At 71.9% G+C, this 23567-nt stretch carries 23 protein-coding genes; 14 read left to right on the top strand and 9 right to left on the bottom strand.

The annotated features are described in order from the left end of the window. Positions 1 to 14: 14 nt before the first annotated feature. Genes ACFPCV_RS00830 through rfaE2 form a run of 4 tightly spaced genes read left to right on the top strand, consistent with a single transcriptional unit; the run spans position 15 to position 4663 of the window. Positions 15 to 707 carry an SDR family oxidoreductase gene (locus tag ACFPCV_RS00830; RefSeq protein ID WP_378053360.1) on the top strand — a complete coding sequence of 231 codons (693 nt, stop codon included), beginning with the start codon at positions 15 to 17 and terminating at the stop codon, positions 705 to 707. Between the two features lie 10 nt (positions 708 to 717). Beyond that, positions 718 to 2082: an aldehyde dehydrogenase family protein gene (locus tag ACFPCV_RS00825; protein WP_378053358.1), complete on the top strand. Its 1365-nt coding sequence runs from the start codon at positions 718 to 720 to the stop codon at positions 2080 to 2082. Beyond that, the gene (locus ACFPCV_RS00820) at positions 2079 to 3149 is read left to right on the top strand and encodes a glycosyltransferase family 9 protein (protein WP_378053356.1); all 1071 of its coding nucleotides are present in this window, start codon (positions 2079 to 2081) and stop codon (positions 3147 to 3149) included. Before ACFPCV_RS00825 ends, ACFPCV_RS00820 begins: the two co-directional genes overlap by 4 nt. After that, entirely contained in the window at positions 3146 to 4663 is a 1518-nt protein-coding gene (rfaE2, locus tag ACFPCV_RS00815; RefSeq protein WP_378053354.1) for a D-glycero-beta-D-manno-heptose 1-phosphate adenylyltransferase, read from the top strand. Before ACFPCV_RS00820 ends, rfaE2 begins: the two co-directional genes overlap by 4 nt. On the opposite strand, the gene ACFPCV_RS00810 is transcribed toward rfaE2, so the two are convergent. Beyond that, positions 4608 to 5471 (bottom strand): glycosyltransferase family 9 protein, encoded by an 864-nt coding sequence (locus ACFPCV_RS00810; RefSeq protein ID WP_378053352.1) that lies wholly within the window; start codon positions 5469 to 5471, stop codon positions 4608 to 4610. The two genes, rfaE2 and ACFPCV_RS00810, sit on opposite strands and share 56 nt — an antisense overlap. 51 nt (positions 5472 to 5522) lie before the next feature. Here ACFPCV_RS00810 and ACFPCV_RS00805 point away from each other — a divergent pair, with 51 nt between their 5' ends. Continuing rightward, a complete protein-coding gene (locus tag ACFPCV_RS00805) occupies positions 5523 to 6491 on the top strand; it encodes a glycosyltransferase (RefSeq protein ID WP_378053350.1) in 969 nt (322 codons plus the stop codon). On the opposite strand, the gene ACFPCV_RS00800 is transcribed toward ACFPCV_RS00805, so the two are convergent. Next, positions 6457 to 7395 carry a DNA polymerase domain-containing protein gene (locus tag ACFPCV_RS00800; protein WP_378053348.1) on the bottom strand — a complete coding sequence of 313 codons (939 nt, stop codon included), beginning with the start codon at positions 7393 to 7395 and terminating at the stop codon, positions 6457 to 6459. The genes ACFPCV_RS00805 and ACFPCV_RS00800 overlap by 35 nt on opposite strands. 22 nt (positions 7396 to 7417) lie before the next feature. Between ACFPCV_RS00800 and ACFPCV_RS00795 the strand changes: the two genes are divergently transcribed. Both ACFPCV_RS00795 and ACFPCV_RS00790 read left to right on the top strand, forming a co-directional pair. Next, the gene (locus ACFPCV_RS00795; RefSeq protein ID WP_378053346.1) at positions 7418 to 7702 is read left to right on the top strand and encodes a DUF2795 domain-containing protein; all 285 of its coding nucleotides are present in this window, start codon (positions 7418 to 7420) and stop codon (positions 7700 to 7702) included. Positions 7703 to 7751: 49 nt separating this feature from the next. Beyond that, positions 7752 to 8237 carry a glutathione peroxidase gene (locus ACFPCV_RS00790; RefSeq protein ID WP_378053344.1) on the top strand — a complete coding sequence of 162 codons (486 nt, stop codon included), beginning with the start codon at positions 7752 to 7754 and terminating at the stop codon, positions 8235 to 8237. A 16-nt stretch (positions 8238 to 8253) separates the two neighbouring features. Here the strand turns inward: ACFPCV_RS00790 and ACFPCV_RS00785 are convergent, their stop codons facing one another. Next, positions 8254 to 9567 carry an MGH1-like glycoside hydrolase domain-containing protein gene (locus ACFPCV_RS00785; RefSeq protein WP_378053342.1) on the bottom strand — a complete coding sequence of 438 codons (1314 nt, stop codon included), beginning with the start codon at positions 9565 to 9567 and terminating at the stop codon, positions 8254 to 8256. An 8-nt stretch (positions 9568 to 9575) separates the two neighbouring features. Then, positions 9576 to 10514: a DUF5829 family protein gene (locus tag ACFPCV_RS00780; RefSeq protein ID WP_378053340.1), complete on the bottom strand. Its 939-nt coding sequence runs from the start codon at positions 10512 to 10514 to the stop codon at positions 9576 to 9578. Between the two features lie 225 nt (positions 10515 to 10739). On the opposite strand from ACFPCV_RS00780, the gene ACFPCV_RS00775 reads away from it, so the two are divergent. Genes ACFPCV_RS00775 through katG form a run of 3 tightly spaced genes read left to right on the top strand, consistent with a single transcriptional unit; the run spans position 10740 to position 14156 of the window. Then, a complete protein-coding gene (locus tag ACFPCV_RS00775; protein ID WP_378053338.1) occupies positions 10740 to 11405 on the top strand; it encodes an HNH endonuclease family protein in 666 nt (221 codons plus the stop codon). Between the two features lie 55 nt (positions 11406 to 11460). Beyond that, on the top strand, positions 11461 to 11892 hold the full coding sequence (locus tag ACFPCV_RS00770; RefSeq protein ID WP_378053336.1) for a Fur family transcriptional regulator: 432 nt from the start codon (positions 11461 to 11463) through the stop codon (positions 11890 to 11892). Positions 11893 to 11921: 29 nt separating this feature from the next. Then, positions 11922 to 14156 (top strand): catalase/peroxidase HPI, encoded by a 2235-nt coding sequence (gene katG, locus ACFPCV_RS00765; RefSeq protein ID WP_378053334.1) that lies wholly within the window; start codon positions 11922 to 11924, stop codon positions 14154 to 14156. An 85-nt stretch (positions 14157 to 14241) separates the two neighbouring features. On the opposite strand, the gene ACFPCV_RS00760 is transcribed toward katG, so the two are convergent. Continuing rightward, the gene (locus ACFPCV_RS00760) at positions 14242 to 15795 is read right to left on the bottom strand and encodes a glucuronyl esterase domain-containing protein (protein WP_378053332.1); all 1554 of its coding nucleotides are present in this window, start codon (positions 15793 to 15795) and stop codon (positions 14242 to 14244) included. A gap of 347 nt (positions 15796 to 16142) precedes the next feature. Next, the gene (locus ACFPCV_RS00755) at positions 16143 to 16859 is read right to left on the bottom strand and encodes a LysR family substrate-binding domain-containing protein (protein WP_378053330.1); all 717 of its coding nucleotides are present in this window, start codon (positions 16857 to 16859) and stop codon (positions 16143 to 16145) included. A 57-nt stretch (positions 16860 to 16916) separates the two neighbouring features. Between ACFPCV_RS00755 and ACFPCV_RS00750 the strand changes: the two genes are divergently transcribed. Continuing rightward, positions 16917 to 17297, top strand: a complete 381-nt coding sequence (locus ACFPCV_RS00750) for a DUF5997 family protein (protein WP_378053328.1) — start codon at positions 16917 to 16919, stop codon at positions 17295 to 17297. Positions 17298 to 17751: 454 nt separating this feature from the next. Next, complete coding sequence (locus ACFPCV_RS00745; RefSeq protein ID WP_378055000.1) at positions 17752 to 18123, top strand: CBS domain-containing protein; 372 nt, start codon at positions 17752 to 17754, stop codon at positions 18121 to 18123. Between the two features lie 9 nt (positions 18124 to 18132). On the opposite strand, the gene ACFPCV_RS00740 is transcribed toward ACFPCV_RS00745, so the two are convergent. Further along, on the bottom strand, positions 18133 to 18561 hold the full coding sequence (locus tag ACFPCV_RS00740; RefSeq protein WP_378053326.1) for a DUF1707 SHOCT-like domain-containing protein: 429 nt from the start codon (positions 18559 to 18561) through the stop codon (positions 18133 to 18135). A gap of 180 nt (positions 18562 to 18741) precedes the next feature. After that, positions 18742 to 19659: a LysR family transcriptional regulator gene (locus ACFPCV_RS00735; protein ID WP_378053324.1), complete on the bottom strand. Its 918-nt coding sequence runs from the start codon at positions 19657 to 19659 to the stop codon at positions 18742 to 18744. Positions 19660 to 19754: 95 nt separating this feature from the next. Between ACFPCV_RS00735 and ACFPCV_RS00730 the strand changes: the two genes are divergently transcribed. Both ACFPCV_RS00730 and ACFPCV_RS00725 read left to right on the top strand, forming a co-directional pair. Next, on the top strand, positions 19755 to 21125 hold the full coding sequence (locus ACFPCV_RS00730) for an aspartate aminotransferase family protein (RefSeq protein ID WP_378053322.1): 1371 nt from the start codon (positions 19755 to 19757) through the stop codon (positions 21123 to 21125). A 32-nt stretch (positions 21126 to 21157) separates the two neighbouring features. Further along, positions 21158 to 21997, top strand: a complete 840-nt coding sequence (locus tag ACFPCV_RS00725) for an LLM class F420-dependent oxidoreductase (protein ID WP_378053320.1) — start codon at positions 21158 to 21160, stop codon at positions 21995 to 21997. A 186-nt stretch (positions 21998 to 22183) separates the two neighbouring features. On the opposite strand, the gene ACFPCV_RS00720 is transcribed toward ACFPCV_RS00725, so the two are convergent. Beyond that, complete coding sequence (locus ACFPCV_RS00720) at positions 22184 to 23560, bottom strand: S8 family serine peptidase (RefSeq protein WP_378053318.1); 1377 nt, start codon at positions 23558 to 23560, stop codon at positions 22184 to 22186. Positions 23561 to 23567 lie beyond the last annotated feature (7 nt).

Raw genomic sequence — 23567 nt, 5'->3', positions numbered from 1 at the left:
CAGAAGGAGAATGTATGTCTACTCAGGACAAACCACCCGTGCTCGTCTCCGGTGGCGCGAGCGGGCTGGGTGCCGCGGTCGTCGCGGCGTTGCGGGACGCGGGTACGCCCGCTGTGGTGCTGGACAAGCAGGCCCCGTCCGCGGAGGTGCTGGGTTTCCGGCTCGTCGACGTGTCCGACAGCGCGGCCACGGAGGAGGCCGTGCGGTCCCTCGCCGAGGAGCACGGGCTGTCCGGTGTGGTCACCGCGGCCGGGATCGACAGCTGTGGCCCGCTCACCGAGGTGTCCACATCGGACTGGGAGCGGGTCGTGCGGGTGAACCTCATGGGCACGGCCGCGGTCGTGCGTGCCGCGGTGCCCTACCTGGAACGGGTCAAGGGCCGCGTCGTGACGGTCGCGTCGACGCTCGGGCTGCGCCCGGCGGGCGACGCGACCGCCTACTGCGCGGCCAAGTTCGGGGTCGTCGGGTTCACCAGGGCGCTCGCCATGGAGCTCGCGGGCCGGGTCGGTGTGACCCTGCTCGTGCCGGGCGGCATGCGCACCGCGTTCTTCGACGACCGCGCGGACCAGTACCTGCCCCCGGACCGCAGCAAGCTCAACCCGCCGGAGCGCGTCGCGGCGAACATCGTGCACGTCCTTGGCCAGCCCGAGGGCTGCGAGGTCCGGGAACTGGTCGTCTGCCACGAGTCCGAGCCGTCCTGGCCCTGAGGAGGTACCCGTGCTGACAGTTCAGAACGACATCTCGATCAGCGACCCGGCGACCGGGCACCACGTCGGCAGCCTCGCATCGGCGACACAGACCGAGGTCGAGGACGCGATGGCGCTCGCCCGCCGGTCCTTCCCGCTGTGGCGGCACACGCAGGCCGCCGAACGGGGCGCCGCGCTGCGGGCCGCGGCCGCCGCACTGCGCGACGGCGCGGCCGGGCTCGCCGAGATCCACGAACACGAGACCGGCAGGCCCCGGGACGAGGCCATGGCCGCCATCGACGCCGGGGTGTCCACCCTCGAGCAGTACGCCGAGCTCGGCCCGGTGCACCGCGGCAGGAGCCTGCTCGGTTCGTGGTCGGCCACCGACCTGATGGTGCCGGAGCCGCGCGGGGTCGTGGTCGCGCTGACGCCGTGGAACGACCCGGTCGCCGTGGCGTGCGGACTGATCGGCGCGGCGCTCGTGACCGGCAACTGCGTGGTGCACAAGCCGAGCGAACGCTGCCCGCACACCGGCATGCGCCTCGGGGAACTGCTCCACGACGCGTTCCCCGCCGGTGTGCTGCAGACGCTCACCGGCGGCGGCGCGGTCGGTGCGCGGCTCGCCGGGCACCACGACGCGGACGTGGTCGCGCACGTCGGCGGCGTCGAGACCGGCAGGCACGTCGCGATGGCGACGGCGCGGACCGGTGCGAAGGCACTGCTGGAGAACGGCGGCAACGACCCGCTGCTCGTCGACGGCGACGTGGACCCGGTGTGGGCCGCCGAGCAGGCCGCGCTCGGCTCGTTCGCCAACGCGGGCCAGATCTGCGTGTCCGTGGAACGGATCTACGTGCACCGCCGCCAGGCGGACGAGTTCCTCGCCGCCCTGACCGCCGCCGCCCGCCGGTTCTCCGTGCCCCCGCTCGTGGACACCGAGCACCGCGACAAGGTCCACGACCACGTCTCGCAGGCACTCGCCGCCGGTGCGCGAGCACTGACCGGCGCCACGATCCCGGACGGACCCGGCGCGCACTACCCGGCCACCGTCCTTTCCGGCTGCACCCCGGACATGGCCGTCATGGCCGAGGAGACCTTCGGTCCTGTCGCACCGGTGATGGTGGTGCCCGACTTCGCGACGGGGCTCGTCGAGGCCGTCAGGGGGCGGTACGGCCTCGCGGCCACCGTCCTGACCGCCGACATGGCACACGCGCACGAGGCGTACCGCACCCTGCGCGCGGGCACCGTGAAGGTGAACGCGGTGTTCGGTGGCGCGCCGGGCGGTGCCGCGCAACCCCGTGGCGTGAGCGGGACCGGGTTCGGCTACGGACCCGAGCTGCTCGACGAGATGACCACCACCAAGCTCGTGCACCTGACCGCGCCGGGCGAGGCGGGATGAGACACCCCGCAGCCGACCTCGGCCGCCCGCCGGACTGGCAGGCGGTGCGCCGGGTGCTCGTCGTCCGCGCCGACAACCTCGGCGACGTCGTGATGACGACACCCGCGTTGCGCGCGCTGCGGCGCGCGGCACCGCACGTGCGGATCGACCTGCTCGCGTCCCCGGCGGGCGCGCAGGTGGCGCCGCTGATCCCGGCGGTCACCGATGTGCTCACCGTGTCGCCGAGCTGGCAGCAGGCCGGACCACCGCGCGCCGCCGCCGAGCTGGCGGCCGACGAGGTGCGGCTCGTGGAGCGGATCCGCGCCGGGAACTACGACGCGATGGTGGTGTTCACCTCGCACAGCCAGTCGCCGTGGCCGGTGGCGCACGTCGGCATGCTCGCCGGGATCGGCCTGCGCGCGGTGCACTCCACCGAGTTCGGCGGCGCGGTCGCGACCCACTGGGTCACCCCGCCGCCCGAGGGCACCCACCAGGTGGACCGCTGCCTGCACCTGCTCGCCGCGCTCGGCGTGCCTCCGGCGGGACCGGAGCTGGAACTGGCGGTCCCGCCGACGGACCGGGCACCCGGCGGGCCGTTCGCGGTGCTGGCGCCGGGCGGTTCCTGCCCGGCCAAGCGGTACCCGCCGGAACGGTTCGCGGTGGTGGCGCGGCGGCTCGCCGAAGCGGGCCTGGCCGTGCTGGTCACCGGCGCGCCCAAGGAGGCGCCGCTGGTCGACGCCGTCGTCGCGGCCGCGGCCAGCCCGCTGGTGGCGCCGCTCGGCGAGGTCACGGTCCCGGAGCTGGCTGGTGTGATCGGCGCCGCGGACGTGGTGGTGTGCAACAACTCCGGCTCCCTGCACCTCGCCGACGCGGCCCGCGTGCCGCTGGTCGTCACGTACGCGGGCACCGAGGCGCGGACCGAGATGCCGCCGAGGACGACCCCCTCGGCCGAACTGCTCGGCCGTTCGGTGCCCTGTTCGCCGTGCAGGCAGTTCGACTGCCCGTACCACCAGGAATGTCTCGACCTCGATCCAGCGCAGGTCGCCTCGGCGGCACTGCGCGTGGTCCGGGAGGTGGCCCTGCCATGACCGACACGTCCACAGTGGACCCGATGGCCGGCGACGACCACGAGCTGCCGGAGCTGACCCCCGACGTGCCGGCCCGGTTGGCCGCGCTGCGGCCCAGGGTGCTCGTCGTGGGGGACGTCATCCTCGACGAGTGGCTGACCGGCAACGCGGAACGGCTGTGCCGCGAGGCACCGGCGCCGGTGGTGGCGATCGACTCCAGGACGGTGGCGCCCGGCGGCGCCGCGAACACGGCGGTGAACCTGGCAGCGCTCGGGGCCTCGGTGCGGATGGTGTCCGCCGTCGGCGCCGACGACAGCGGCGCGGAACTCCTCGCGGCACTGGAGAAAGCCGGTGTGGACACCACGTCGGTCGCGGTCGAGCCGGGCAGGCGGACCACGGCGAAACGGCGTGTGGTGGCGGGGGAGCAGGTGCTGGTGCGGCTCGACGACGGCGACCGCGACCAGGCGCCGCTGACCGGCGTGCCGGGGCTGGCCGACGGCTGGGACGCGGTCGTGGTGTGCGACTACGGCACCGGGCTGCTGTCGGAGGCGGTGCTCGACGCGGTACTGGCGACGCGCCCGCCGCTCGTGGTGGTGGACGCGCACGACCCGGCCCGCTGGGCGCGGCTGCGCCCCGACCTCGTCACCCCCAACGCGGGCGAGGCGGCCGCGGTGCTCGGCACGTCGATCCCGGCCGGTGAGTCGCTGCGGTTCCTCGACGAGCACCGCGGCACGCTGCTGACCCGCACCGGCGCGCGCGCCGTCGTCGTGACACTGGACCGGGACGGCGCCGTGCTGCTCGACGGCGCCCGGCCCGTGCACCGGACGTGGGCGCGGCCGGTGCCGGACAACCACACCGCCGGTGCCGGCGACACGTTCTGCGCGGCGCTGACCGTGGCCCGCTGCGGTGGGCTGCCCTCGGTCGTGGCGGTCGAGCTGGCACAGGCCGCCGCGGACGTGGTGGTGCACCGGCCCGAGACCGCGGTCTGCACGGTCGACGACCTCGCCGAGCGGCTCGGCGGGCACGGGACCGTGCTCGACCACGACCGGCTCGCCGCGCTGGTCGGGGAGCACCGCGCGGCCGGGCGGCGGATCGTGTTCACCAACGGCTGCTTCGACGTGCTGCACCGCGGTCACGTCAACTACCTCAACGAGGCGAAGCGGCTCGGCGACGTGCTGGTCGTCGCGGTCAACTCGGACGAGAGCGTGACCAGCCTGAAGGGCGAGGGACGGCCGGTCAACGGGGTCGCCGACCGCGCCGCGGTCCTCGCGGGGCTCAGCTGTGTCGATCACCTGACCGTGTTCGACGAGGACACCCCGGCCGCGCTGCTGACCAGGCTGCGCCCGGACGTCTACGCCAAGGGCGGCGACCACCGGGCCGAGCTGCTGACCGAGACACCGGTGGTGCGGGAGTACGGCGGCGAGGTCCGCATCCTGAGCTATCTGCCGGACCGCTCGACCTCCGCGGTGATCGAACGCATCAGAGGCGGGCGCTCCGCACACCGTCCGCCGCGGCCAGTACCTCGCCGGTCGTGAGGGTGCCGGTGGTCAGCGCCGCGTGCTGCTCGCGGCCGGCGGGCGGACCCCACCGGCTCGGCGGCGTCGGTCCGAACAGGACGACGGACGGGGTGCCGTACGCGGTGGCGAGGTGCCCGACGCCGGTGTCGTTGCAGACGACGAGTGCGGCGTCGGCGACGAGCGCGGCGAGGTCGGTGAGGCCGAGTTCTCCCGCCAGCACAGCCGATTCCGGCAGCCCGGCCCGGCGCGCGACCTCGGTGGCCATGGCCCGTTCCGCCCGGCTGCCGGTGACCACCACCCGGTGGCCCATGGCGAGTTCCCGCGCCACCTCGGCGAACCGGGCAGCACCCCACCGGCGCTCCTGCGTGCTCGCGCCGGGGTGTACCACGACCGCCCCCGGTGCGGCGCTGGGCACCCCGGGCGGCAGCAGGCCGAGTTCGTCCGGGTCGGCCGGGATGCCGTGCCAGGCGAGCAGGCCGCACCAGCGGTGCACCTCGTGCTGGTCCTCGACCCATGCCGGGCCGGGCAGTTCGGGGAACGCCTCGTGCCGGTGGGTGATCAGCCTCGTCGGCCGGGTGGCGAGGAGGTCGGCGATGCTCTCCGGCCCGGCGCCGTGCAGGTTGACCGCCACCCCGGATTCCCGCCACCGCAACGCACCCAGCCCCGGGGTGTGCACCACGGCGGCCACGCAGCCGGTCAGGTCCACCAGGGGGGACAGCCACTCCGGTGTGGCGAGGACGACCCGGTCGCCGGTGCGGTGCAGGCCGCGCAGCGCAGGCACCGCGACGAGCAGGTCTCCGATCCCCAGCGCGCGCAACACGATCATGTCCGGGTGGTACCCCCGTTTCGACCGCGGTACGCGGGTAATCCGGAACGCATGAATGTGTTGCTCTGGCACGTCCACGGTTCCTGGACCGACGCCTTCGTCCGCGGCCGCCATCACTACCTCCTTCCGACGCTGCCCGAGGGCGGCCCGTGGGGCGGGGGGCGCTGCGGCCGGGACTGGCCCGCCGCGGAGGAGATCGCGCCGGAGCGGCTGGCGGACACCGACGTCGACGTGGTCATCCTGCAACGCACCGAGGAGTTCGAGCTCGCGCAGCGGTGGCTGCGCCGCAAGCCGGGTCGCGACGTCCCCGCCGTGTTCGTCGAGCACAACACCCCGAAGGGCAGCCCGCACCCGCTCGCCGACCGCGACGACGTGCTCATCGCGCACGTCACCCACTTCAACGAGTGGATGTGGGACAACGGCCGCGCACCGACCACCGTCGTCGAGCACGGCATCGTCGAGCCGGCCGCCCGGTACACCGGCGAGCTGCCCAGGGCGGCGGTGGTGACCAACGAACCGGTGCGGCGGTGGCGGATCACCGGCACCGACCTGCTGCCCCGGTTCGCTGAGGCGGCCCCGCTCGACGTGTTCGGCATGGGGCTCGACGGGCTCGGCGACGCGCTCGACCTCGGCCGGGACCGGCTCGCCTGCCACGGCGACCTGCCGCACGACCGCCTGCACCCGGAGCTGGCGCGCCGCCGTGCCTACCTGCACGTGCCCCGCTGGACCTCGCTCGGCCTGTCCCTCATCGAGGCCATGCAGATCGGCATGCCGGTGGTGTGCCTGGCCGCGACCGAGTCGGTCGAGGCCGTGCCCGCCGACGCCGGCGTGCTCGCCACCCGCCTCGACCTGCTCGCCGACGGGCTGCGGGACCTGATGGCGGACCCGGAAATGGCCGCCCGGATGGGCAAACGGGCACGGGAGTACGCGCTGTCCCGGTTCGGCCTGGCCCGTTTCCTGGCCGACTGGGACGACATCCTCGCCGCTACAGCGGTGGCAGCTCCTGCTGCCGCCCGATGAGCGGCGCGAGCGGGTCGCCCTTCTCCCGCAGCCGGTCGAGCACGGTGCCGACGGTCCAGCGGTCGGGCCGCAGCCGCGGGTCGTCCAGCTCCGCCCACCTGACCGGGACCGAGACCGGCGCGTGCGGCAGTGGCCGGATGCTGAACGGTGCCACCAGTGTCTTGTTGATCGCGTTCTGCGTGTAGTCGAGCCGGGCGAGGCCGCCGCGCCGGTCGCGGTACCACTCCCAGCTCACCAGCTCCGGCCGGACGCGTCCGACCACCCTGGACACCTTCTCCACCCACGAACGGGTGTCGTCGAAGGTGTAGCCGTCACGCACCGGTATCCAGATCTGCACGCCCCGCTTTCCCGTCACCTTCGGCATGCCGGCGACGCCCAGATGCGCCAGGGCGGTCCGGAACAGCCTGGCCAGCTCCACGATGTCGGCGAACGTGGTGGTGTCGCCGGGGTCGATGTCGACCAGTGCCCACGTCGGCGCGTGCACGTCCGGCAGCCGGGAGGTCCACGGGTGCAGCTCGACCCCGGCGAAGTTCGCCATCCACACGAGCGCGGGCACGCTGTCGAGCACGGCGTAGCACTGCGTCTCGTCCTCGTCCGCCTCGGTGTTGTGCCACCGCGTCAGCCATTCCGGGGCGTGTTCTGGCACCTCCTTGTGCCAGAAGCCGGGACTGCCGACACCGTCGGGGTAGCGGTGCGCGTTCACCGGCCGTCCGGTCAGGTACGGCAGGAGGTACGGCGCCACCTCGGCGTAGTACCGGATCACGTCCCGTTTCGTGAGCGCTGGCGGCCCGGGGAAGAGCACCTTGTCGAGGTTGGTGACGCGCACCCTCCGGCCCCCGACCGCCCACCACCCCGTCCGGCCCAGTTCGTCGAGCGAACCGGCTGTCTCTTCCGCGACCTTCATGACCAGGGGGTACCCCGGGAACGTGACTCTGCCCGTCGGTACCGGCAACCGGTTTGCGCGGCTCACGAGCGGGCAGACAACAAGCATGGTCACGCACAACGGCAAACACTCTGGCAATCACGACGACGCGGCCACTGTGGACGAGACTCTCGAGGATACGCTGGCGGATCTCACCTTCCCGGCGGAGAAGTGGGAGGTGACCAACTGTGCCGACATCCGAGGTGTCCCGGTGGCGACCCGACGGCGACTGTACGACCTGCCGTGCCGGACCTTCGAGAGCGCGGAGGACGTGGCCGCTGCACTCTGACGGAACGGATCCCAGTACGGCGAACGCCGCGCGGGGATAGGGTCGGGGGGTGCCTCTCCACGACATCCCGCTGCAGACGCTCGACGGTTCGCCTGCCACCCTGGCGGGCCTGCCCGGTCGCGTGTTCCTGATCGTCAACGTCGCCTCGAAGTGCGGGCTCACGCCGCAGTACCGCGGCCTCGAGGCGCTCCACGAGCGCTACGCCGACCAGGGCTTGTCCGTGGTCGGGTTCCCGTGCGACCAGTTCGGCGGGCAGGAGCCCGGCAGCGCGGAGGAGATCAGGACCTTCTGCGCGACGAACTACGGCGTTACCTTCCCGATGATGGCGAAGACCGAGGTCAACGGCGGCGGGCGACACCCGCTGTACGCCGAGCTGGTCACGACCGGGGACGCGGACGGCGAAGCGGGCGACGTGCAGTGGAACTTCGAGAAGTTCCTCGTCGACGGTTCCGGTGCCGTGACGCGGTTCCGCCCGGGCGTCACGCCCGAGGACCCCGCGCTGGTCACGGCCGTCGAGAAGGCACTCGCCGCCTGACGCCGCACGCGGCGCGTCAGCCCACCGCGATGTCCACCCGGTGCCTGCCGGTCAGCGTGGCCGGGACCGTGTGACCCGCCTGCGGGACGCCGTCCACCGCGAACGCCGTCACCTCGGTGCCATGGCCGGTGACCGTGACCTCCAGGGTGAGGTCGCGGAGGGTGAGGCCCGACAGCCGGACCTCGGTGAACCCGTCGGGCACCACCGGCGCGAACCCGATGTCGCTGCCGCTGCCGCCGAGGCGCAGGCCGACGAGTCCGTGGTGGACCAGCGCGAGGTAGCCCGCCGCGCTCCACAGCTGGCGGGCCGAACCGCCCGGCCGTCCGGTGCGGGGCCGGTAGAACTCGTGGTAGGTCGGTGCGCGGCAGGCCAGGGCGGTGAGCGCGGCCAGTTCCGCCGCGAACACGTCGACCGCGCGGCGGGTCGCCGCCGCCCACCCCCAGTAGCCCTGGACGAACGGCCACACGGTCCCGTTGTGGTAGTTGTACTCGTCCCTGGGCAGCCACGGACCCCACAGCGGGTACGGCGGCCACAGGCACGGCAGCCCGTGCGCGGTGGGAGCCACGGTGCGGAGAACGGTTGCCGCCTGCTCGTCGTCGGCGACGCCCCACAGCACCGCGAGTGCGGTGCCGAGACCTTCCCACCGGTCGGAGACCTGGCCGTCTGCGTCCTCGTAGTAGGCGTAGCAGCCCCGGTCCGGCACCCACAGCCGCTCGTTGATCGCCTGCTTCACCTCGGCCGCCCTGGCCGCGAACGGTGCCGGGTCCTCGCCGAGCAGCTCGGCCGACCTGGCCGCGATCGAGTAGGCGCGGTGGTGGAGCACGTTGGTGCTGAGGGCCTTGGTGGCGCCGACCGCCCGGCCGCGGAACGCGAACCGAGGGGGATGGCCGCTGTTGGACTCCATGAAGCTCGCGCAGCCACGGAACAACCCGCCGTCGAACACCTCCTGCTCGGCCCTGGCGAGGCTCGCGCGGGTCACCTCGTGGCTCCAGGACAGGAACTCCAGGTCGCCCGTCGTCTCGTAGCAGGCCCACGCGCCGACCGCGCCGACGATGGCGTCGGTGAGGTTCGGCCACCGGCCGAAGTGCGCGGCGCGGTCCTGCGCCCACCGCCCGTTCGCCGCCACGGCCCGCATCGAGGCACGGGCGACGCCGGGGTGCAGCAGCGCGGCCCCGAGGTCGATGGCGTACGCGGCGTCCCGGACCCACAGCGTCGGCCACGACTCACCGGCGAGGAACACGCTCCCGGCGACGCTGTCCGCCACGTCGCGCACCGCCATGGCGTACGCGGCGTCGTGGCTCGGGGAGCCGGTGTCGAGAGCCGGTGCCACCACCCGGGCTATGGCCTGCCGTGCGGGCTGCCGAAGGTCCACACGGCGCGCGCGGCCGGGCCGACCACGAGGACCGACCGGCCGAGGCGCTCCTCGTGCCGGTAGCCGGGCGCGCGGTTGAGCGACATCTCGACCTGCCGCAGCCCGGTCCGGTGTGCCGGCACGACGTCGAACCGGAGCGTGGTGCCCTTGCCGTGTGCGACGACCCCGCCATGGCGGCGCAGGACCACGAAGTCACCGGCACGCAGCAGCGGCACCGTGTTCGCCAGGTCCTGTGCGGTGACCGCGATGCGGACGCCGGTCACGTCGCGCATCAGGTGGCGGCGGTAGTCGTCCGGCAGGTAGCGTTCGCGGCCGACGTCGCCGGGGTGACTGGGGGGTTCGGTCTCGCTGCGCGGGTCGGCGAAGTACTCCGGCCGGTACTCCATCGCCCAGGCGCCGAACGTGTCGTACTGCTGGGTGGTCAGCACGGAGTCGAACCACGGCACCGGCCTGCCGTCGCCGAAGTCGCGGGTCTGGCTGAACTCGATCGGCGCCGCCACACCCTCGTCGCGCAGCTCGTCGGTGACCTCGGGCAGCTCGTTGGCATGTTCTGTGGACAGAGCGAGCCCGCCGGAACCGGGCCTGCTGTCCTGGCCGGGCAGGTCGCCTGCCTTGAACAGCTCGAGGTAGGTCTCGCGGCCGAGCAGGTAGCTGCCGGTCCACGTCTGCCCCTCGTCGCCAGTGGTCGTGCGCAGCTCGAAGTCGGCGAACCGGCGCAGGTACGCCGAGTGCTCGACGGCGTCGGCGGTTTCGTGGTCGAGCACGCCGTACGCGTGGTTGTAGTGCAGCAGCTGCCACGGTAAGCCCGCGCCCTCCTCCGCACGGCCGTCGGCCACCCCGGCGGCGAGCAGCGGGACGGCGACGACTGCGGCCATGAGGGTGCGCGAAACCCCGCGGATCAGCATTTCGCCATCGTAGGAGGGGTAATCATGATTCGCGCTTGACCCACGGTCGCCGAAGCGCAACCCGGACGACGCTCGACGGCGTTCGGCGTGGTGTCGGCGGTTCGACGAGCCGGACTACAGCCGAAGCGGGCTGCCGGGCCGTGGCCGAGACGATCGACCTGCTCGCGCTCCGGCAGGGCGGCGGTTCCCGAGGGGATCCGGGTGCCGGGGTGCGATGATCACCGCGTGTCCCCCCGTGCCCGTTCCCGGAGTGCAGGCCGCCTGCTCGGAACGCTCGTCGCGCTCGCCGTCGCCGTGGCCGTCTGGTGGTTCACCAGCGACCCGACGGAGGCCGGCCAGACCCCGTCCGCCCCGCTGCCCGCCGATCCCGCGACGGCGGTGACCGTGCTCGACGGCCTGACGGTCGCCGAGGAGGACACCGGCTTCCGCTACGACCGCGACCAGTGGCCGCACTGGTCGAGCCAGGGGGAGGGCTGCAACACCCGAGAGGTGGCGCTGCGGCAACAGGGCACCGACGTCGTCACCGACGACGAGTGCCGCGCGGTGTCCGGCACGTGGGTGTCCGACTACGACGGTCTGGTGCTCCACGACGCGAGCGAGGCCGACCTCGACCACCTGGTGCCGTTGGCTGAGGCTGCCCGCAGCGGCACCAGGAAGTGGACCCGTGACCAGCGGGCCGCGTTCGCGAACGACCTCGACCAGCTCGTCGTGGTGTCCGCCACGTCGAACCGGCAGAAGGGCGACCAGGACCCGGCGTCCTGGCTGCCGGACCAGGACCGGTGCGCCTACGCCATCCGCTGGGTCCTCACCAAGGACCGCTACGACCTGACCGTCGACCGCGACGAGCGGGACGCGCTGCGCGGTGTGCTCACGCACTGCCCGCGCTCGTGACGACGTCTCGCCCACAAGACTTGACTCATTCAAGAAAAGTCGCAAGACTGCGGCCGTGCCCACCACGGCGGACTTCGAACACATGCTGCGCGGTGTCGCGCTGCGTGTGACGCGCCCCCGGGTGGCGGTGCTGTCCGCGGTGCACGCCCATCCGCACACCGACACCGATTCGATCATCGGTATCGTGCGCTCGGATCTCGGTGGGGTGTCCCACCAGGCCGTCTACGACGTCCTGCGTGCGCTCACCACAGCCGGGCTGCTGCGGCGAATCGAGCCACCCGGCTCCGTCGCGCGGTACGAGGCACGGGTCGGGGACAACCATCACCACGTCGTGTGCCGGTCCTGCGGTGCCATCGCCGACGTCGGCTGCGCCGTCGGCACCGCCCCGTGCCTGACGGGCTCCGACGACCTCGGCTTCGTGATCGACGAGGCCGAAGTCGTCTACCGGGGCCTGTGCCCCGGCTGCTCCACCACAACGAGTTCCTGAGCAAGTCCCCGATCCCCGGAAGGAATCCTGTGTCTGACAGTCCTGACGCTGTCGTTGGCGAGATGAACGTGGAGGGCGCCGGCGGCTGCCCGGTCTCCACGGGGCGTTTCAACCACCCGACCGAGGGTGGGAGCAACCGCGACTGGTGGCCGAACCGGCTGAACCTCGCGATCCTGCGCAAGCACAACCCGGTGGCCGACCCCATGGGCGGGGACTTCGACTACGCGGCCGAGTTCAACAGCCTCGACCTCGACGAGCTCGCGCGGGACGTCGACGAGGTGCTGACGACCTCCCAGGACTGGTGGCCCGCCGACTTCGGCCACTACGGCGGCCTGATGGTCCGCATGGCGTGGCACAGCGCGGGCACGTACCGCATCGAGGACGGCCGCGGCGGCGCCGGTGCGGGCATGCAGCGCTTCGCGCCCCTGAACAGCTGGCCCGACAACGGGAATCTCGACAAGGCCCGCCGTCTGCTGTGGCCGGTCAAGCAGAAGTACGGCCGCCGGATCTCGTGGGCCGACCTGATGGTCTTCACGGGCAACCGCGCCCTGGAGACCATGGGCTTCAAGACCTTCGGCTTCGCAGGCGGCCGCGCGGACGTGTGGGAGCCCGACGAGGACGTGTACTGGGGCCCGGAGCGCAGCTGGCTCGGCGACGAGCGCTACAGCGGTGACCGCGAGCTCGAGAACCCCCTCGCCGCCGTTCAGATGGGCCTCATCTACGTCAACCCGGAGGGCCCCAACGGCAACCCAGACCCGCTCGCCGCGGCAAGGGACATCCGGGAGACGTTCCGCCGGATGGCGATGAACGACGAGGAGACCGTCGCGCTGATCGCGGGTGGCCACACGTTCGGCAAGACCCACGGCGCGGCCGACCCGGACATCCACGTCGGCCCGGAGCCGGAGGGCGCCTCGATCGAGGAGCAGGGGCTCGGCTGGCGCAACTCCTTCGGCAGCGGCAAGGGCCGCGACGCCATCACCAGTGGTCTGGAGGTCACCTGGACCTCGACGCCGACCCGGTGGAGCAACGGCTTCTTCGACAACCTGTTCGGCTACGAGTACGAGCTGACCAGGAGCCCGGCGGGCGCCAACCAGTGGGTGGCCAAGGACGGGGCCGGGGCCGACACCATCCCCGACCCGGAGACCGGCGAGCTGAAGCGGCCGCCGACCATGCTCACCACGGACCTGGCGCTGCGGTTCGACCCGGTCTACGGGCCGATCTCGCGGCGGTTCCACGAGAACCCGCAGGAGTTCGCGGACGCGTTCGCCCGTGCCTGGTTCAAGCTGACCCACCGGGACATGGGCCCGATCCAGCGCTACCTCGGCCCGCTGGTGCCGAGGGAGGAGCTGATCTGGCAGGACCCCGTCCCCGCCGTCGACCACGAGCTGGTCGGGGCGCAGGACGTCGCGGCGCTCAAGGCCCAGCTCCTGGCGTCGGGCCTGACGGTCGCGCAGCTGGTCTCGACCGCGTGGGCGTCGGCATCGACGTTCCGCGGCAGCGACAAGCGCGGTGGCGCGAACGGCGCCCGCGTCCGACTCGCGCCGCAGCGCGAGTGGGAGGTCAACGAGCCAGACCAGCTCGCCGGGGTGCTGCGCACGCTGGAGGGCGTCCAGGAGTCGTTCAACAGCGCGCAGACCGGCGGCAAGCGGATCTCGCTCGCCGACCTGATCGTGCTCGGTGGCGTCGCGGCGGTCGAGCAGGCCGCCAGGAACGCGGGTCATGACGTCGAGGTGCCGTTCACGCCGGGCCGCACCGACGCGTCGCAGGAGCAGACGGACATCGAGTCGTTCGAGGCACTGGAGCCGAAGGCGGACGGGTTCCGCAACTACCGGGGCAAGGGCAACCGGCTGCCGTCGGAGTACCTGCTGATCGACCGCGCGAACCTGCTGAACCTGAGCGCGCCCGAGATGACCGTCCTCGTCGGCGGCATGCGGGTGCTCGGCGCGACCTACCAGCAGTCCGCGCTCGGTGTGCTGACCTCGGCGCCGGGGTCGCTGACCAACGACTTCTTCGCCAACCTGCTCGACATGGGCACGGAGTGGCAGCCGGTGTCCGAGGACGCGGAGACCTTCGAGGGCCGCGACCGCGCGACGGGCGAGGTCAGATGGACCGGCAGCCGCGTCGACCTGCTGTTCGGCTCGAACTCCGAGCTGCGTGCCGTCGCCGAGGTCTACGCCAGCGACGACGCCGGGGAGAAGTTCGTCCGTGACTTCGTCTCCGCGTGGGACAAGGTCATGAACGCCGACCGGTTCGACCTGGTCTGACCGTTCTTCGGTGACCCGCTGCCCGGGCCGGCCCCTCGCCGGCCCGGGCAGCGGGTTGTTCGTCACCGGTCCGCCCGGTGCTGACCTACCTGGCGGCGCAGGCCGGTGTCATCCCGGTGCCGGTCCCAGAGCCCTGGAACCCGAACTCGACCGACTGGCCCGCCGCGACGGCGCCGTTGTGCCCGACGTTGGTGAACGTCACCGTGCCGGTGTCGGCGCTGCGGGTCGCCTCCCACGCGTTGACGATGCGTGTGCCCGACGGGAGCGCCGTGGTGACGGTCCACCCGGCGACCGGCGAGGAACCAGCGGTGACCCGGACCGTGGCCACGAACCCGCCCGTCCACTGGCTGACCGACGCCGTCGCCGTGCAGCCGGCCGCGGGCGGCGGGTCGGTGGGCGGGCCGTCGGACAGCGTCGGCGTCTGCCACGTCCGCCACTCGGACAGGTCGCCCGCCTTCCTGCTGGAGATCCGGAACACGGCTGGGGCGCTGCCAGTGCCCACCAGGAACCGCTGGATGCTCTGCTGCAGCGGTGTGCGCCACTCCGACCGCGACGCGCAGTGCGTGCCGTCCTGGACGTCGGACCAGTAGCTGATGTTGCCGCCGGCTCCGAGCGCCTTGTACACCTCGGCGCCACCGAGTGCGGCCACGCTGCCCGAGCGGGCACCGAGCCAGTCGACGTGCGGGTTCTCCATGATGAACAGGCCGCGTGGCGCGATCATGCCGACGACCTCGTGCGTGTCCACCGGCAGGTTCGCCGGGTTGGCGGTGAACGAGCTGAACGCGTCTCCGAGCCACGGCTGCTCGCCGTAGGCGCTGCTCAGGGGCTGCGCACCGGACTCGCCCTGCAGGCCGCGGAAGACCGGCGCACCGGCGCTGCCCGACTCGATCGGCATGGTCAGCGCGATGCGCTGGTCGAACGCCCCCGCAGCGAACGCGCCCTTGCCGTAGCGGGAGCAGCCGGTGACACCGGTCGCGTCCGCCCTCAGCACGTTGCCGCCGGACTGTTCGATCACGTCGATGATCCGGCTGACGCCCCACGACCACGCCGCGAGCAGCCCGGTGCTGCTGGTCGCGCCGTACAGCGTGTAGAACGCGCCCTGCTTGTTGTTGCGCGGGGTGCCTTCCCTGCCGACCGCGAGCGGGTCGTAGTCGATGACGGCGGCGCCCGCGGCCCGGATGGTCGCGGTGTCCGCGCCGAACCCGCCGAGCACGACCACCGCGGGGAACGGCCCGGAGCCATTGGGCAGCTGGACACTCGCCGAGAAGCTCGCGTTCCGCCCGTTGTGCGACACGTTCACCGTGATGTTGCTGCTCGACACCGTCCCGGTGACGCTCGACGGTTTCGGTGGTTTCTCGCCGTAGACGTACCGTTCCGCCAGCTGTTTGATCTCCGCGCGGCGGCACCGCCACTGCGACTTGGCGGTGACCCGCGTGCCGTCGATCTTCGTGAAGGGGTCCGGGAGACGCGAGTTCGCCGTCAGCGAACCGGGCAGCGTCACGGGGCAGTCCGCGCCGTCGTCCTCGACACCGGCGGCCGCGAACGTGACCTCGTCTGGTGGCGGACTCGCGGTTGCCGTGGCGGCGCCCGCTGTCGCGAGTGCCGCCACGGCAACCGCGACGATCGTTCTCGTGAACATCGATGGCTCTCCTTCCGGGGGAAGGCGGCTCGACTTTCTCCCTGCCTCCACAAAGGACGCCGGGAATTGAGGAACCGCCGCGTGCCCGCGCGAGAGTGAACCGAAATTATCGATAATGTACCGGAATTATTCTAGATCGATGTCTCGCATTCGGTCAAACTGTTTCCGAAAGGGCCAGGAATTCGCTTCGAAATGTTCCGGAAATTCCGGGAACCGGGCACGTGGCGTACTCCACGCTCCCCGGAGCACCACCACCGTCCGACCCTCGTCACGCAGCCGAGTTCGGCCACGCGCCAGGCAGGCTTTCCGCGCTCAGCACGCACTGACTCGTCCGCCTGGCGGCAGGACTACCGGCGCCGGGGCTTGCGGCTCCTGGTCCCCTGGCGGCGGCGCGTGTCGTTGACGCCCCTGGGTTCGCGCGGTTCGGTGCGCTGCGGCTCGGCTCGCTCCGGCCTGCGGCCGCGGGAGCTGTTGACCGTGCGTCCCCGGACGATCCCGATGAACTCCTCCATCAGGTCGGTGGTCTCGTCCGCCTGCCACGACAAGGCGACGCCGGACCGCGGCACGTCGGTGAGCGGCCGGTAGGTGAGGTCCTTCCGGTGGTGCAGCCGGGCGAGGGACTGGGGGACCACCAGCAGCCCGATCCCGGCGGCCACCAGTTCGACGGCGTCCTCGGTGCTGGCCGGCCGCTGCGCCGCCCGCGTGCCGGGGGGGCCGGCCCAGTCGAGGGTGTCGTCGAGCGGCTGCAGCACGACGCTGTCCGCCACGTCCTCGCAGGTCAGCTCGTCGGCCGCGGCTAGGTGGTGGTCCTTCGGCATGACGAGCACGGTCGTCTCGGTGTAGAGCGGGATCGCGTGCAGTCCCGTGCGGTCGACCGGCAGCCGCAGGAGGACCGCGTTCGCGGCACCGTCGCGGACCAGGCAGGCCGCGTCGGCCGCGGGCACCTGCACGAGGTTCAGTGGCACGTCGGGCACCCGCTCCTGCCACGTCCGCACCCACTTGGCGGGCGTCACGCCGGGGACGTAACCGAGCGTGAACGAAGGCGGGACGTCCTGGCCGGTCACGTGGGCAGATTACCGGGCGTGCGCGCCGCCGCCGCACCGACCGTTACCCTCGACGCCATGACGTCGCGCAAGACACCCCAGACGATGAAGCCCGCGACCGCGGCGAAGAAGCTGGGTGTGTACCTCGAGGCCACCCCCGCGGACTTCCAGGCGGGCCCCGTCTCGCGCGACGACCTGAACGCCATGCAGGCCGACCCGCCGGAGTGGCTGCGCGACCTGCGCCGCAACGGCCCGCACCCGAGGCAGGTCGTCGCCGCGCGGCTGCGGGTGTCGATCAGCGGTCTGACGCGGGCAGGCATCACGGGTGCGCTCACCACCGAGCAGATCGACGAGCTGAAGGCCGACGATCCCGACTGGCTGCGGCGCGAACGCGCCACGCAGGCCGAGGTGCGCGACGAGGTGGCCCGCCTCAAGGCGGCGGAGGCCGCGCGTTCCTGAGCACCTCGGCGTGAGGCCTTCTTCGGCTGGCTGAGGACCGCGGTCCCGCCGGACCAGGGGACCGGTGCACGCGGCTTCGCGATGTCCTGCCGGGAACGCACGGCGGCGGGGAAGCGCGCGGATCCTGGGGTGGCCGGCCGGATCGCCACCCGGCCACGACTGTCCCTATCGGACATTCAATGAGGTGTGCCGACAGGTCGCCGGACTCCCCTCTTTATTAACTACTATCAACTATATAGATGTCCAATTTTAGTGCGCCAGCGTGTGGCGCCGGCCCGCCACGCCACGACGACTACACAAAACAGCAAAGAGGGAAGGGCAGGCTCTCGTATCCGGTGGCGCTGTTCGTGGGGCTCAGATCCACTGTGATGAGAGGGATTAGTCCTCTTGTCCTGAGTCGCCGGGCCGGGTCTGCTCGACGCAGGGGGCGAAGGAGGCGGCTGTTGTGCACGAGATGACGGTGGCGTCGGTGATGACGAGGTGCGTGGTGACCGTCGAGCCACAGATGCCGGTCCGGGAGCTGGTGGTGGCGATGGCCGAGAGCGGACTCAGTGCGCTGCCGGTGGTCGACGGCCGCGGTATGCCGCTCGGGGTGGTGTCCGAGGCGGATCTCGTTCTCGGCCGTGCGCGGTGGCTGCCAGCGCACGGGCGGACCGCTGCTGAGGTGATAGGCGCTTCGGTGCGTGCGGTCCACGTCGAGGAGCCGGTGAGCTTCGTGGCCCGCGTGCTGGCGGGGACCGGGATGCGCAGGCTGTTCGTGACGGACTGGGACGGCAGGCTGGTCGGTGTGGTGTCGCGGCAGGATCTGCGGCGGTCCTGCCGCTGACCGGTCCGGTCAGCGGTCGCGGAAGCGGCCGAGTGCGCCGAGTGCCATCGGGATGAGCAGCCAGACGGGCCAGAAGTACTGCGGTTGGCCGGAGGCGATGCTGGACACGAGCCAGATAACGGTGCCGAGTACGAAGACGCCGCCGAAGCCGCCGAGCCAGGCTCGGACGAGCTGACCGGCGCGGTCCGCCCTGGCCGTCGGTGGCGGTGCTGTCGTGGTCGGTGCCGGGTCGGTGGCCCGGGTCCTGGCGGGGAGTGGGGCTGTGGGCAGGTCGTCGAGCAGTCCCTTCAGGTCGCCGTAGGTCTTGGCCGCGTAGGCCCGTTGGAGGCGTTCGTCGTACTCGACGAGTTCCAGTCTGCCCTCGTCGTGTGCCTGCTTGAGCTTGTCTGCCACCGCCTGGCGATCGTTGTCGCCCGCGCGCATCTCGTCACGACCCATGTGCACAGGATGTCATTGGTCGTCTTGATTCCTCGTCGAGGATCTCATCAGGCACGACCCCCACACTCCTGCGGTCGCCCGAGACGGGGCTGGGCCGGTGCCGTGAATGGGCCGTTCAGGGCGCCCAGCGCCCTGAACGCGCCTTTCAGGGCATAAACCAGGGCGCTCCGGGGTGAGCGGCTAGGACGAGCCGGGCGCCGACAGCGCGGGAATGTCGGGGTGGTCGAGCAGTGCGCTGACGACCGCGCCCACCGCCGCACGTGGGGCCGCGCCCCGCCGCACCGCGATCGTGACGTTGCGGTGCACCGGCGTGGTGAGCTCGCGGGTCACGACCGCGTGGCCCGCCGACACCGCGAGCGCGGGCAGCAACGTGACCGACCGGCCGGCCTCGACGTGCTGGAGCAGCAGCAGGTAGTTGCCGAACCGGCAGGCCACTCTCGGCTCGAACCCGGACTCGCGGCACAGCCGCGAGGTCAGGTCCGCCATGTAGGAACCCGGCCGGTCACACGCCCATGTCTCGTTCGCGCACGCGGCGAGGTCGACCACTCTGCGGCGCGCGAGCGGGTGGTCGTCCGGCAGGACCAGCACCACCGGGTCGGTGCCCAGCGGGACGATCTCCAGGTCCTGGTCCCATGGGAACTCGACGTAGTCGGTGGTCGTGACGATCACGTCCACCTCGCCCGCGCGCAACGCGGGTCCGCTCTCGTGTGGTTCGTGCTCGATCAGTTCCACGTGCAGGTGCGGGTGTGAGCCGGCCAGGTGGGCCGCGGCGGGGACGGCGAGGGTGTGGATCGCGCTCTGGAACACCCCGACCCGTACGGTGCCGATCGGTTCGTCGTTCAGCGCACGAAGCTCCGCCTCCGCTTCGGCCATCCGGTCGAGGATCTCGCGGCCGCGGCGGGCCAGTACGAGCCCGGTCCTGGTCAGCCGCACCCGGCGCCCGGAGCGTTCCAGGAGTGTGCTGCGTGTCTCGGACTCGAGCACCGCGAGCTGCTGGGACACCGTCGACGGGCTCATGTGCAGTGCCTCGGCGACCGCGCGGACCGTGCCGAGGCTGTCGAGCAGGCCGAGCATACGCAGCCGCCACGGGTTCAACATGCGGCCATTCTGGGGGCGGCTGTGCGGTTTTGGCGAACAGCGTCGGCGGTATCGTGTGATGGACGTGCACGGTCGCCGGTTCGTAGCGTCGAGGCATGGACGACATCACCCGCCACCTGGTCCGCTATTCCGGCCGCGGCGGCTTCAGCGAGGACGTCATCTACCGGGCCGAGGGCAGCACGGTGTTCACCTCCGACGGGCGTGCGCTCCTGGATTTCACCTCCGGGCAGATGAGCGCGATCCTCGGCCACTCCCATCCGGAGATCGTCGCGACGGTCCGCGAGCAGGTCGCGCGGCTCGACCACCTTTACAGCGGCATGCTCAGCCGCCCTGTGCTCGACCTCGCGGGCAGGCTCGCGGACACCCTGCCCGCGCCGTTGACCAAGACCATGCTCCTGACCACCGGCGCCGAGTCGAACGAGGCGGCGCTGCGGATGGCCAAGCTCGTCACCGGCAAGCACGAGGTCGTCTCCTTTGCCCGGTCCTGGCACGGCATGACCCAGGCCGCCGCGAACGCCACCTACAGCGCGGGTCGCGCCGGGTATGGGCCCGCCGCCCCCGGTAACTTCGCGTTGCCGGTGCCCGATCGGTTCCGGCCCGACATCGTCGACGCGGACGGCGTCCTGGACTGGCGCCGTCAGCTCGACCTCGGTTTCGCGATGATCGACGCCCAGTCCGTTGGCAGCCTCGCGGCCTGCCTGGTCGAGCCGGTGCTCAGCTCGGGTGGCGTCATCGACCTCCCGCCCGGCTACCTGGCCGCGCTGCGCGACAAGTGCCGCGAACGGGGCATGCTGTTGATTCTGGACGAGGCTCAGACCGGGTTGTGCCGCACCGGCGACTGGTACGCGTTCGAACGCGACGGTGTCGTACCCGACATCCTCACCTTGTCCAAGACGCTCGGCGCCGGGCTGCCGCTCGCGGCTGTGGTCACCAGTGCCGAGATCGAGCAGGAGGCGTACGACCGCGGGTTCCTGTTCTTCACCACGCACGTCAACGACCCGCTCCCGGCTGCCGTCGGGAACACCGTCCTGACCGTGCTCGCCCGCGACCGCCTCGACCTGCGCGCCGGCGTACTCGGCGAACGGCTGCGCGCCGGACTGCACGAGCTGGCGGCCCGGCACCCGGTGATCGGTGACGTCCGGGGCCGTGGCCTGCTGGTCGGGCTCGAACTGGTCGACGGGGTGGACGGGACCGACGCCGACCGGATCGGTGCCGCCGTCACGAGGCGCTGCGCCGAACTCGGGCTGCACATGAACATCGTGCAGTTGCCGGGCCTTGGCGGCACGTTCCGCATCGCCCCACCGCTCACCGCGACCGACAGCGAGATCGACCGCGGCCTGGACATCCTCGACACCGCGCTGAGCGATGTCACCGGGACGCTTCTCGCCGCGGGCGGGCCCGCTCACCGCGATGGGTTTCGTCCGGCACGTGCGGTGGCGGGGAGCGGGGGACAGGCACTACCGTGAAGTAGAACACGTTCTAGTTCACGGGGGTGTGCATGCGCTTCGGGATCGTGCTGTTCACGAGCGACCGCGGGATCACGCCCGCCGTGTGCGCCAAAGCGGCCGAAGACGCCGGGTTCTACTCGTTCTACGTGCCAGAGCACACCCACATGCCCGTCCGGCGGGCGGCCGCACACCCCCGCACCGGCACCTCCGAACTCCCCGACGACCGCTACCTGCGCACCCTCGACCCGTGGGTGTCCCTCGCGACCGCCGCCGCGGTCACCTCGACGATCCGGCTGGGCACCGCGGTCGCACTACCCGTGGAGTCCGACCCGATCACCCTCGCCAAGACCGTCGCGAGCCTGGACCACCTGTCCGGTGGCCGGGTCACCCTCGGCGCCGGGTTCGGCTGGAACACCGACGAACTCGCCGACCACGGCATCCCGGCCAGGTACCGGTACACCGCGCTCCGCGAGTACGTCGAGGCGATGCGTGCACTGTGGACCGAGGAGGTCGCCGCCTACGACGGCCGGTTCGTGTCTTTCGGCGGCAGCTGGGCATACCCCAAACCCGTGCAGGACCACGTGCCGCTGCTCGTCGGGGCCGGTGGCACCGAACGCACCTTCAGGTGGGTCGCGGCCAACGCCGATGGCTGGATCACCACCCCGTACGAGACCGACATCGCCGACCAGGTCCGGCTGCTGGAGCGGCACTGGGCCGACGCGGGCCGCACCGGAAGGCCCTACGTCGTCGCGCTCGGCGGCCGCGCCGACCCCGAACGAGTGGCGCACCTCGACGACCTCGGCGTGGCCGAGGTCGTCATCGGCCTGCCGGACAAGGACCAGGACGACGTGCTGGCGTTCATCGGGAAGATGGGCACACGACTCCGCTAGCCCGCCTCCCCGCATTCAGAAGTGTTGGTCGCGACCCGGTGGCAACCGCGGACCGCGGGCGCAGTGCCGTCACGTTCCCTGAGGTGGCTGCTGGTCGGGTGCGGGCCCGCGCGCAAGACACGGACGTGGTTGTGGCGGGAGCCGGAGGACTCCCGCCACAACCACGTTCACCGCGGTGCGGTCAGATCAGCACGCGCCCATGTCGAGCCATGACGTCGTGGTGCCCGGCGCCTCCCCGTAGGAGTAGAACGCCGCCAGGATCCACACGTGACCGTTGTGGCTCACCTCGGAACCGAAGAAGTACAGCGACGAAGCGCTCCACGCGGCAACGCCGTCGCACGCCGGCGGCTCACCGGGGTCACCCGGGTCGCCCGGGTCCGGGTCGGCGCCCTCACCGACGTACAGCAGGTTGTTCGGCGAGCCAGCGCCCGCGTTGGTGACCTTGCCGATGCTGGCGAAGTCCTTCAGCGCGGTCTGCACCGCGGCCGGGGTCGCGTTCGGGTGCGAACCCAGGTACACCGCGGCGGCACCGGCGACGTGCGGGGTCGCCATCGACGTGCCGCTGATCGTGTTCGTCGCGGAGTCGCTGGTGTTCCACGCCGAGGTGATGTCGCGGCCCGGTGCGAAGATGTCGGTGCAGGTGCCGAAGTTCGAGAACGACGACCGTGCGTCGGTGCGGTCGGTCGAGTTGACCGTGATCGCCTCCGGCGTGCGGGCCGGGGTGAAGTTGCACGCGTCCGCGTTCGAGTTGCCCGACGCGATCGCGTAGGTCACGCCCGAGCTGATCGAGTTGCGCACCGCGTTCTCGAGCGTGGCGTTCGTGCCGGTCGCGCCGAGGCTCATGTTGGCCACGGCGGGCTTCACCGCGTTCGCGGTCACCCAGTCGATGCCCTGCGCGACACCGGCGAGCGTGCCGGAACCCTGGCAGTTCAGCACCTTCACCGCGACCAGGTCGACGTCCTTGGCCACCCCGTGCGCGGTGCCGCCGACCGTGCCCGCCACGTGCGTGCCGTGGCCGTTGCAGTCGGTGTTGTTGGAGTCGACGGTGTTCGTGCCCCACGTGGCCTGGCCACCGAAGTCGCTGTGTGAGGTGCGGATGCCGGTGTCGATGATGTACGCGGTCACGCCGGAACCGGAGTTCGGGTACGTGTAGCTGCTGTCGAGCGGCAGCGTGCGCTGGTCGACCCGGTCAAGACCCCACGACGGCGGGTTCGGCTGCGTCTCCAGCGCGGAGATCACCCGGTTCTGCTCGACGTAGTCGACCGACGGGTCCGCCGCGGTGCGCTTGGCGTCCGCCTCGCTCATCGTCGCGGCGTAGCCGTGCAGCGCCGCCCGGTAGGTGTGGGTGACCTTCGCGTTGTGCGCGTCGGCGACACTCGCCGCCGAGGCCGCCCCTTCCTTGAGCACCACGATGTAGCTGTCCTTGATGGTGCCCTCGGCGTTGGTGCCGAGCACCTTCCCGTCGGCCGCGCTGGCCGTCGTGCCCAAGCTCAGGCTCGCCGCGACGACCGCGGCCGCGACCAGTCCGGTCTTCAGCAGATGTGTGTTTCTCGGACGTCTCATGTCCGGT

The sequence above is a fragment of the Actinophytocola glycyrrhizae genome (assembly GCF_042653545.1).
In the GTDB taxonomy this organism is placed as follows: domain Bacteria; phylum Actinomycetota; class Actinomycetes; order Mycobacteriales; family Pseudonocardiaceae; genus Actinophytocola; species Actinophytocola glycyrrhizae.
The sequence above is the reverse complement of the archived record's forward strand: the minus strand, read 5'-3'. Positions and strand labels throughout refer to the sequence as shown.

What these genes read in the sequence shown, in the direction of transcription:
- ACFPCV_RS00805 (WP_378053350.1), top strand. Translation starts at nt 5,523, where the DNA reads ATGAATGTGTTGCTCTGGCACGTCCACGGTTCCTGGACCGACGCCTTC.
- ACFPCV_RS00800 (WP_378053348.1), bottom strand. Translation starts at nt 7,395, where the DNA reads ATGAAGGTCGCGGAAGAGACAGCCGGTTCGCTCGACGAACTGGGCCGG.
- ACFPCV_RS00735 (WP_378053324.1), bottom strand. Translation starts at nt 19,659, where the DNA reads ATGTTGAACCCGTGGCGGCTGCGTATGCTCGGCCTGCTCGACAGCCTC.
- ACFPCV_RS00810 (WP_378053352.1), bottom strand. Translation starts at nt 5,471, where the DNA reads ATGATCGTGTTGCGCGCGCTGGGGATCGGAGACCTGCTCGTCGCGGTG.
- ACFPCV_RS00780 (WP_378053340.1), bottom strand. Translation starts at nt 10,514, where the DNA reads ATGCTGATCCGCGGGGTTTCGCGCACCCTCATGGCCGCAGTCGTCGCC.
- ACFPCV_RS00740 (WP_378053326.1), bottom strand. Translation starts at nt 18,561, where the DNA reads ATGGGTCGTGACGAGATGCGCGCGGGCGACAACGATCGCCAGGCGGTG.
- ACFPCV_RS00745 (WP_378055000.1), top strand. Translation starts at nt 17,752, where the DNA reads ATGACGGTGGCGTCGGTGATGACGAGGTGCGTGGTGACCGTCGAGCCA.
- ACFPCV_RS00820 (WP_378053356.1), top strand. Translation starts at nt 2,079, where the DNA reads ATGAGACACCCCGCAGCCGACCTCGGCCGCCCGCCGGACTGGCAGGCG.
- ACFPCV_RS00720 (WP_378053318.1), bottom strand. Translation starts at nt 23,560, where the DNA reads ATGAGACGTCCGAGAAACACACATCTGCTGAAGACCGGACTGGTCGCG.
- ACFPCV_RS00760 (WP_378053332.1), bottom strand. Translation starts at nt 15,795, where the DNA reads ATGTTCACGAGAACGATCGTCGCGGTTGCCGTGGCGGCACTCGCGACA.
- ACFPCV_RS00830 (WP_378053360.1), top strand. Translation starts at nt 15, where the DNA reads ATGTCTACTCAGGACAAACCACCCGTGCTCGTCTCCGGTGGCGCGAGC.
- ACFPCV_RS00750 (WP_378053328.1), top strand. Translation starts at nt 16,917, where the DNA reads ATGACGTCGCGCAAGACACCCCAGACGATGAAGCCCGCGACCGCGGCG.
- rfaE2 (WP_378053354.1), top strand. Translation starts at nt 3,146, where the DNA reads ATGACCGACACGTCCACAGTGGACCCGATGGCCGGCGACGACCACGAG.
- ACFPCV_RS00730 (WP_378053322.1), top strand. Translation starts at nt 19,755, where the DNA reads ATGGACGACATCACCCGCCACCTGGTCCGCTATTCCGGCCGCGGCGGC.
- ACFPCV_RS00725 (WP_378053320.1), top strand. Translation starts at nt 21,158, where the DNA reads ATGCGCTTCGGGATCGTGCTGTTCACGAGCGACCGCGGGATCACGCCC.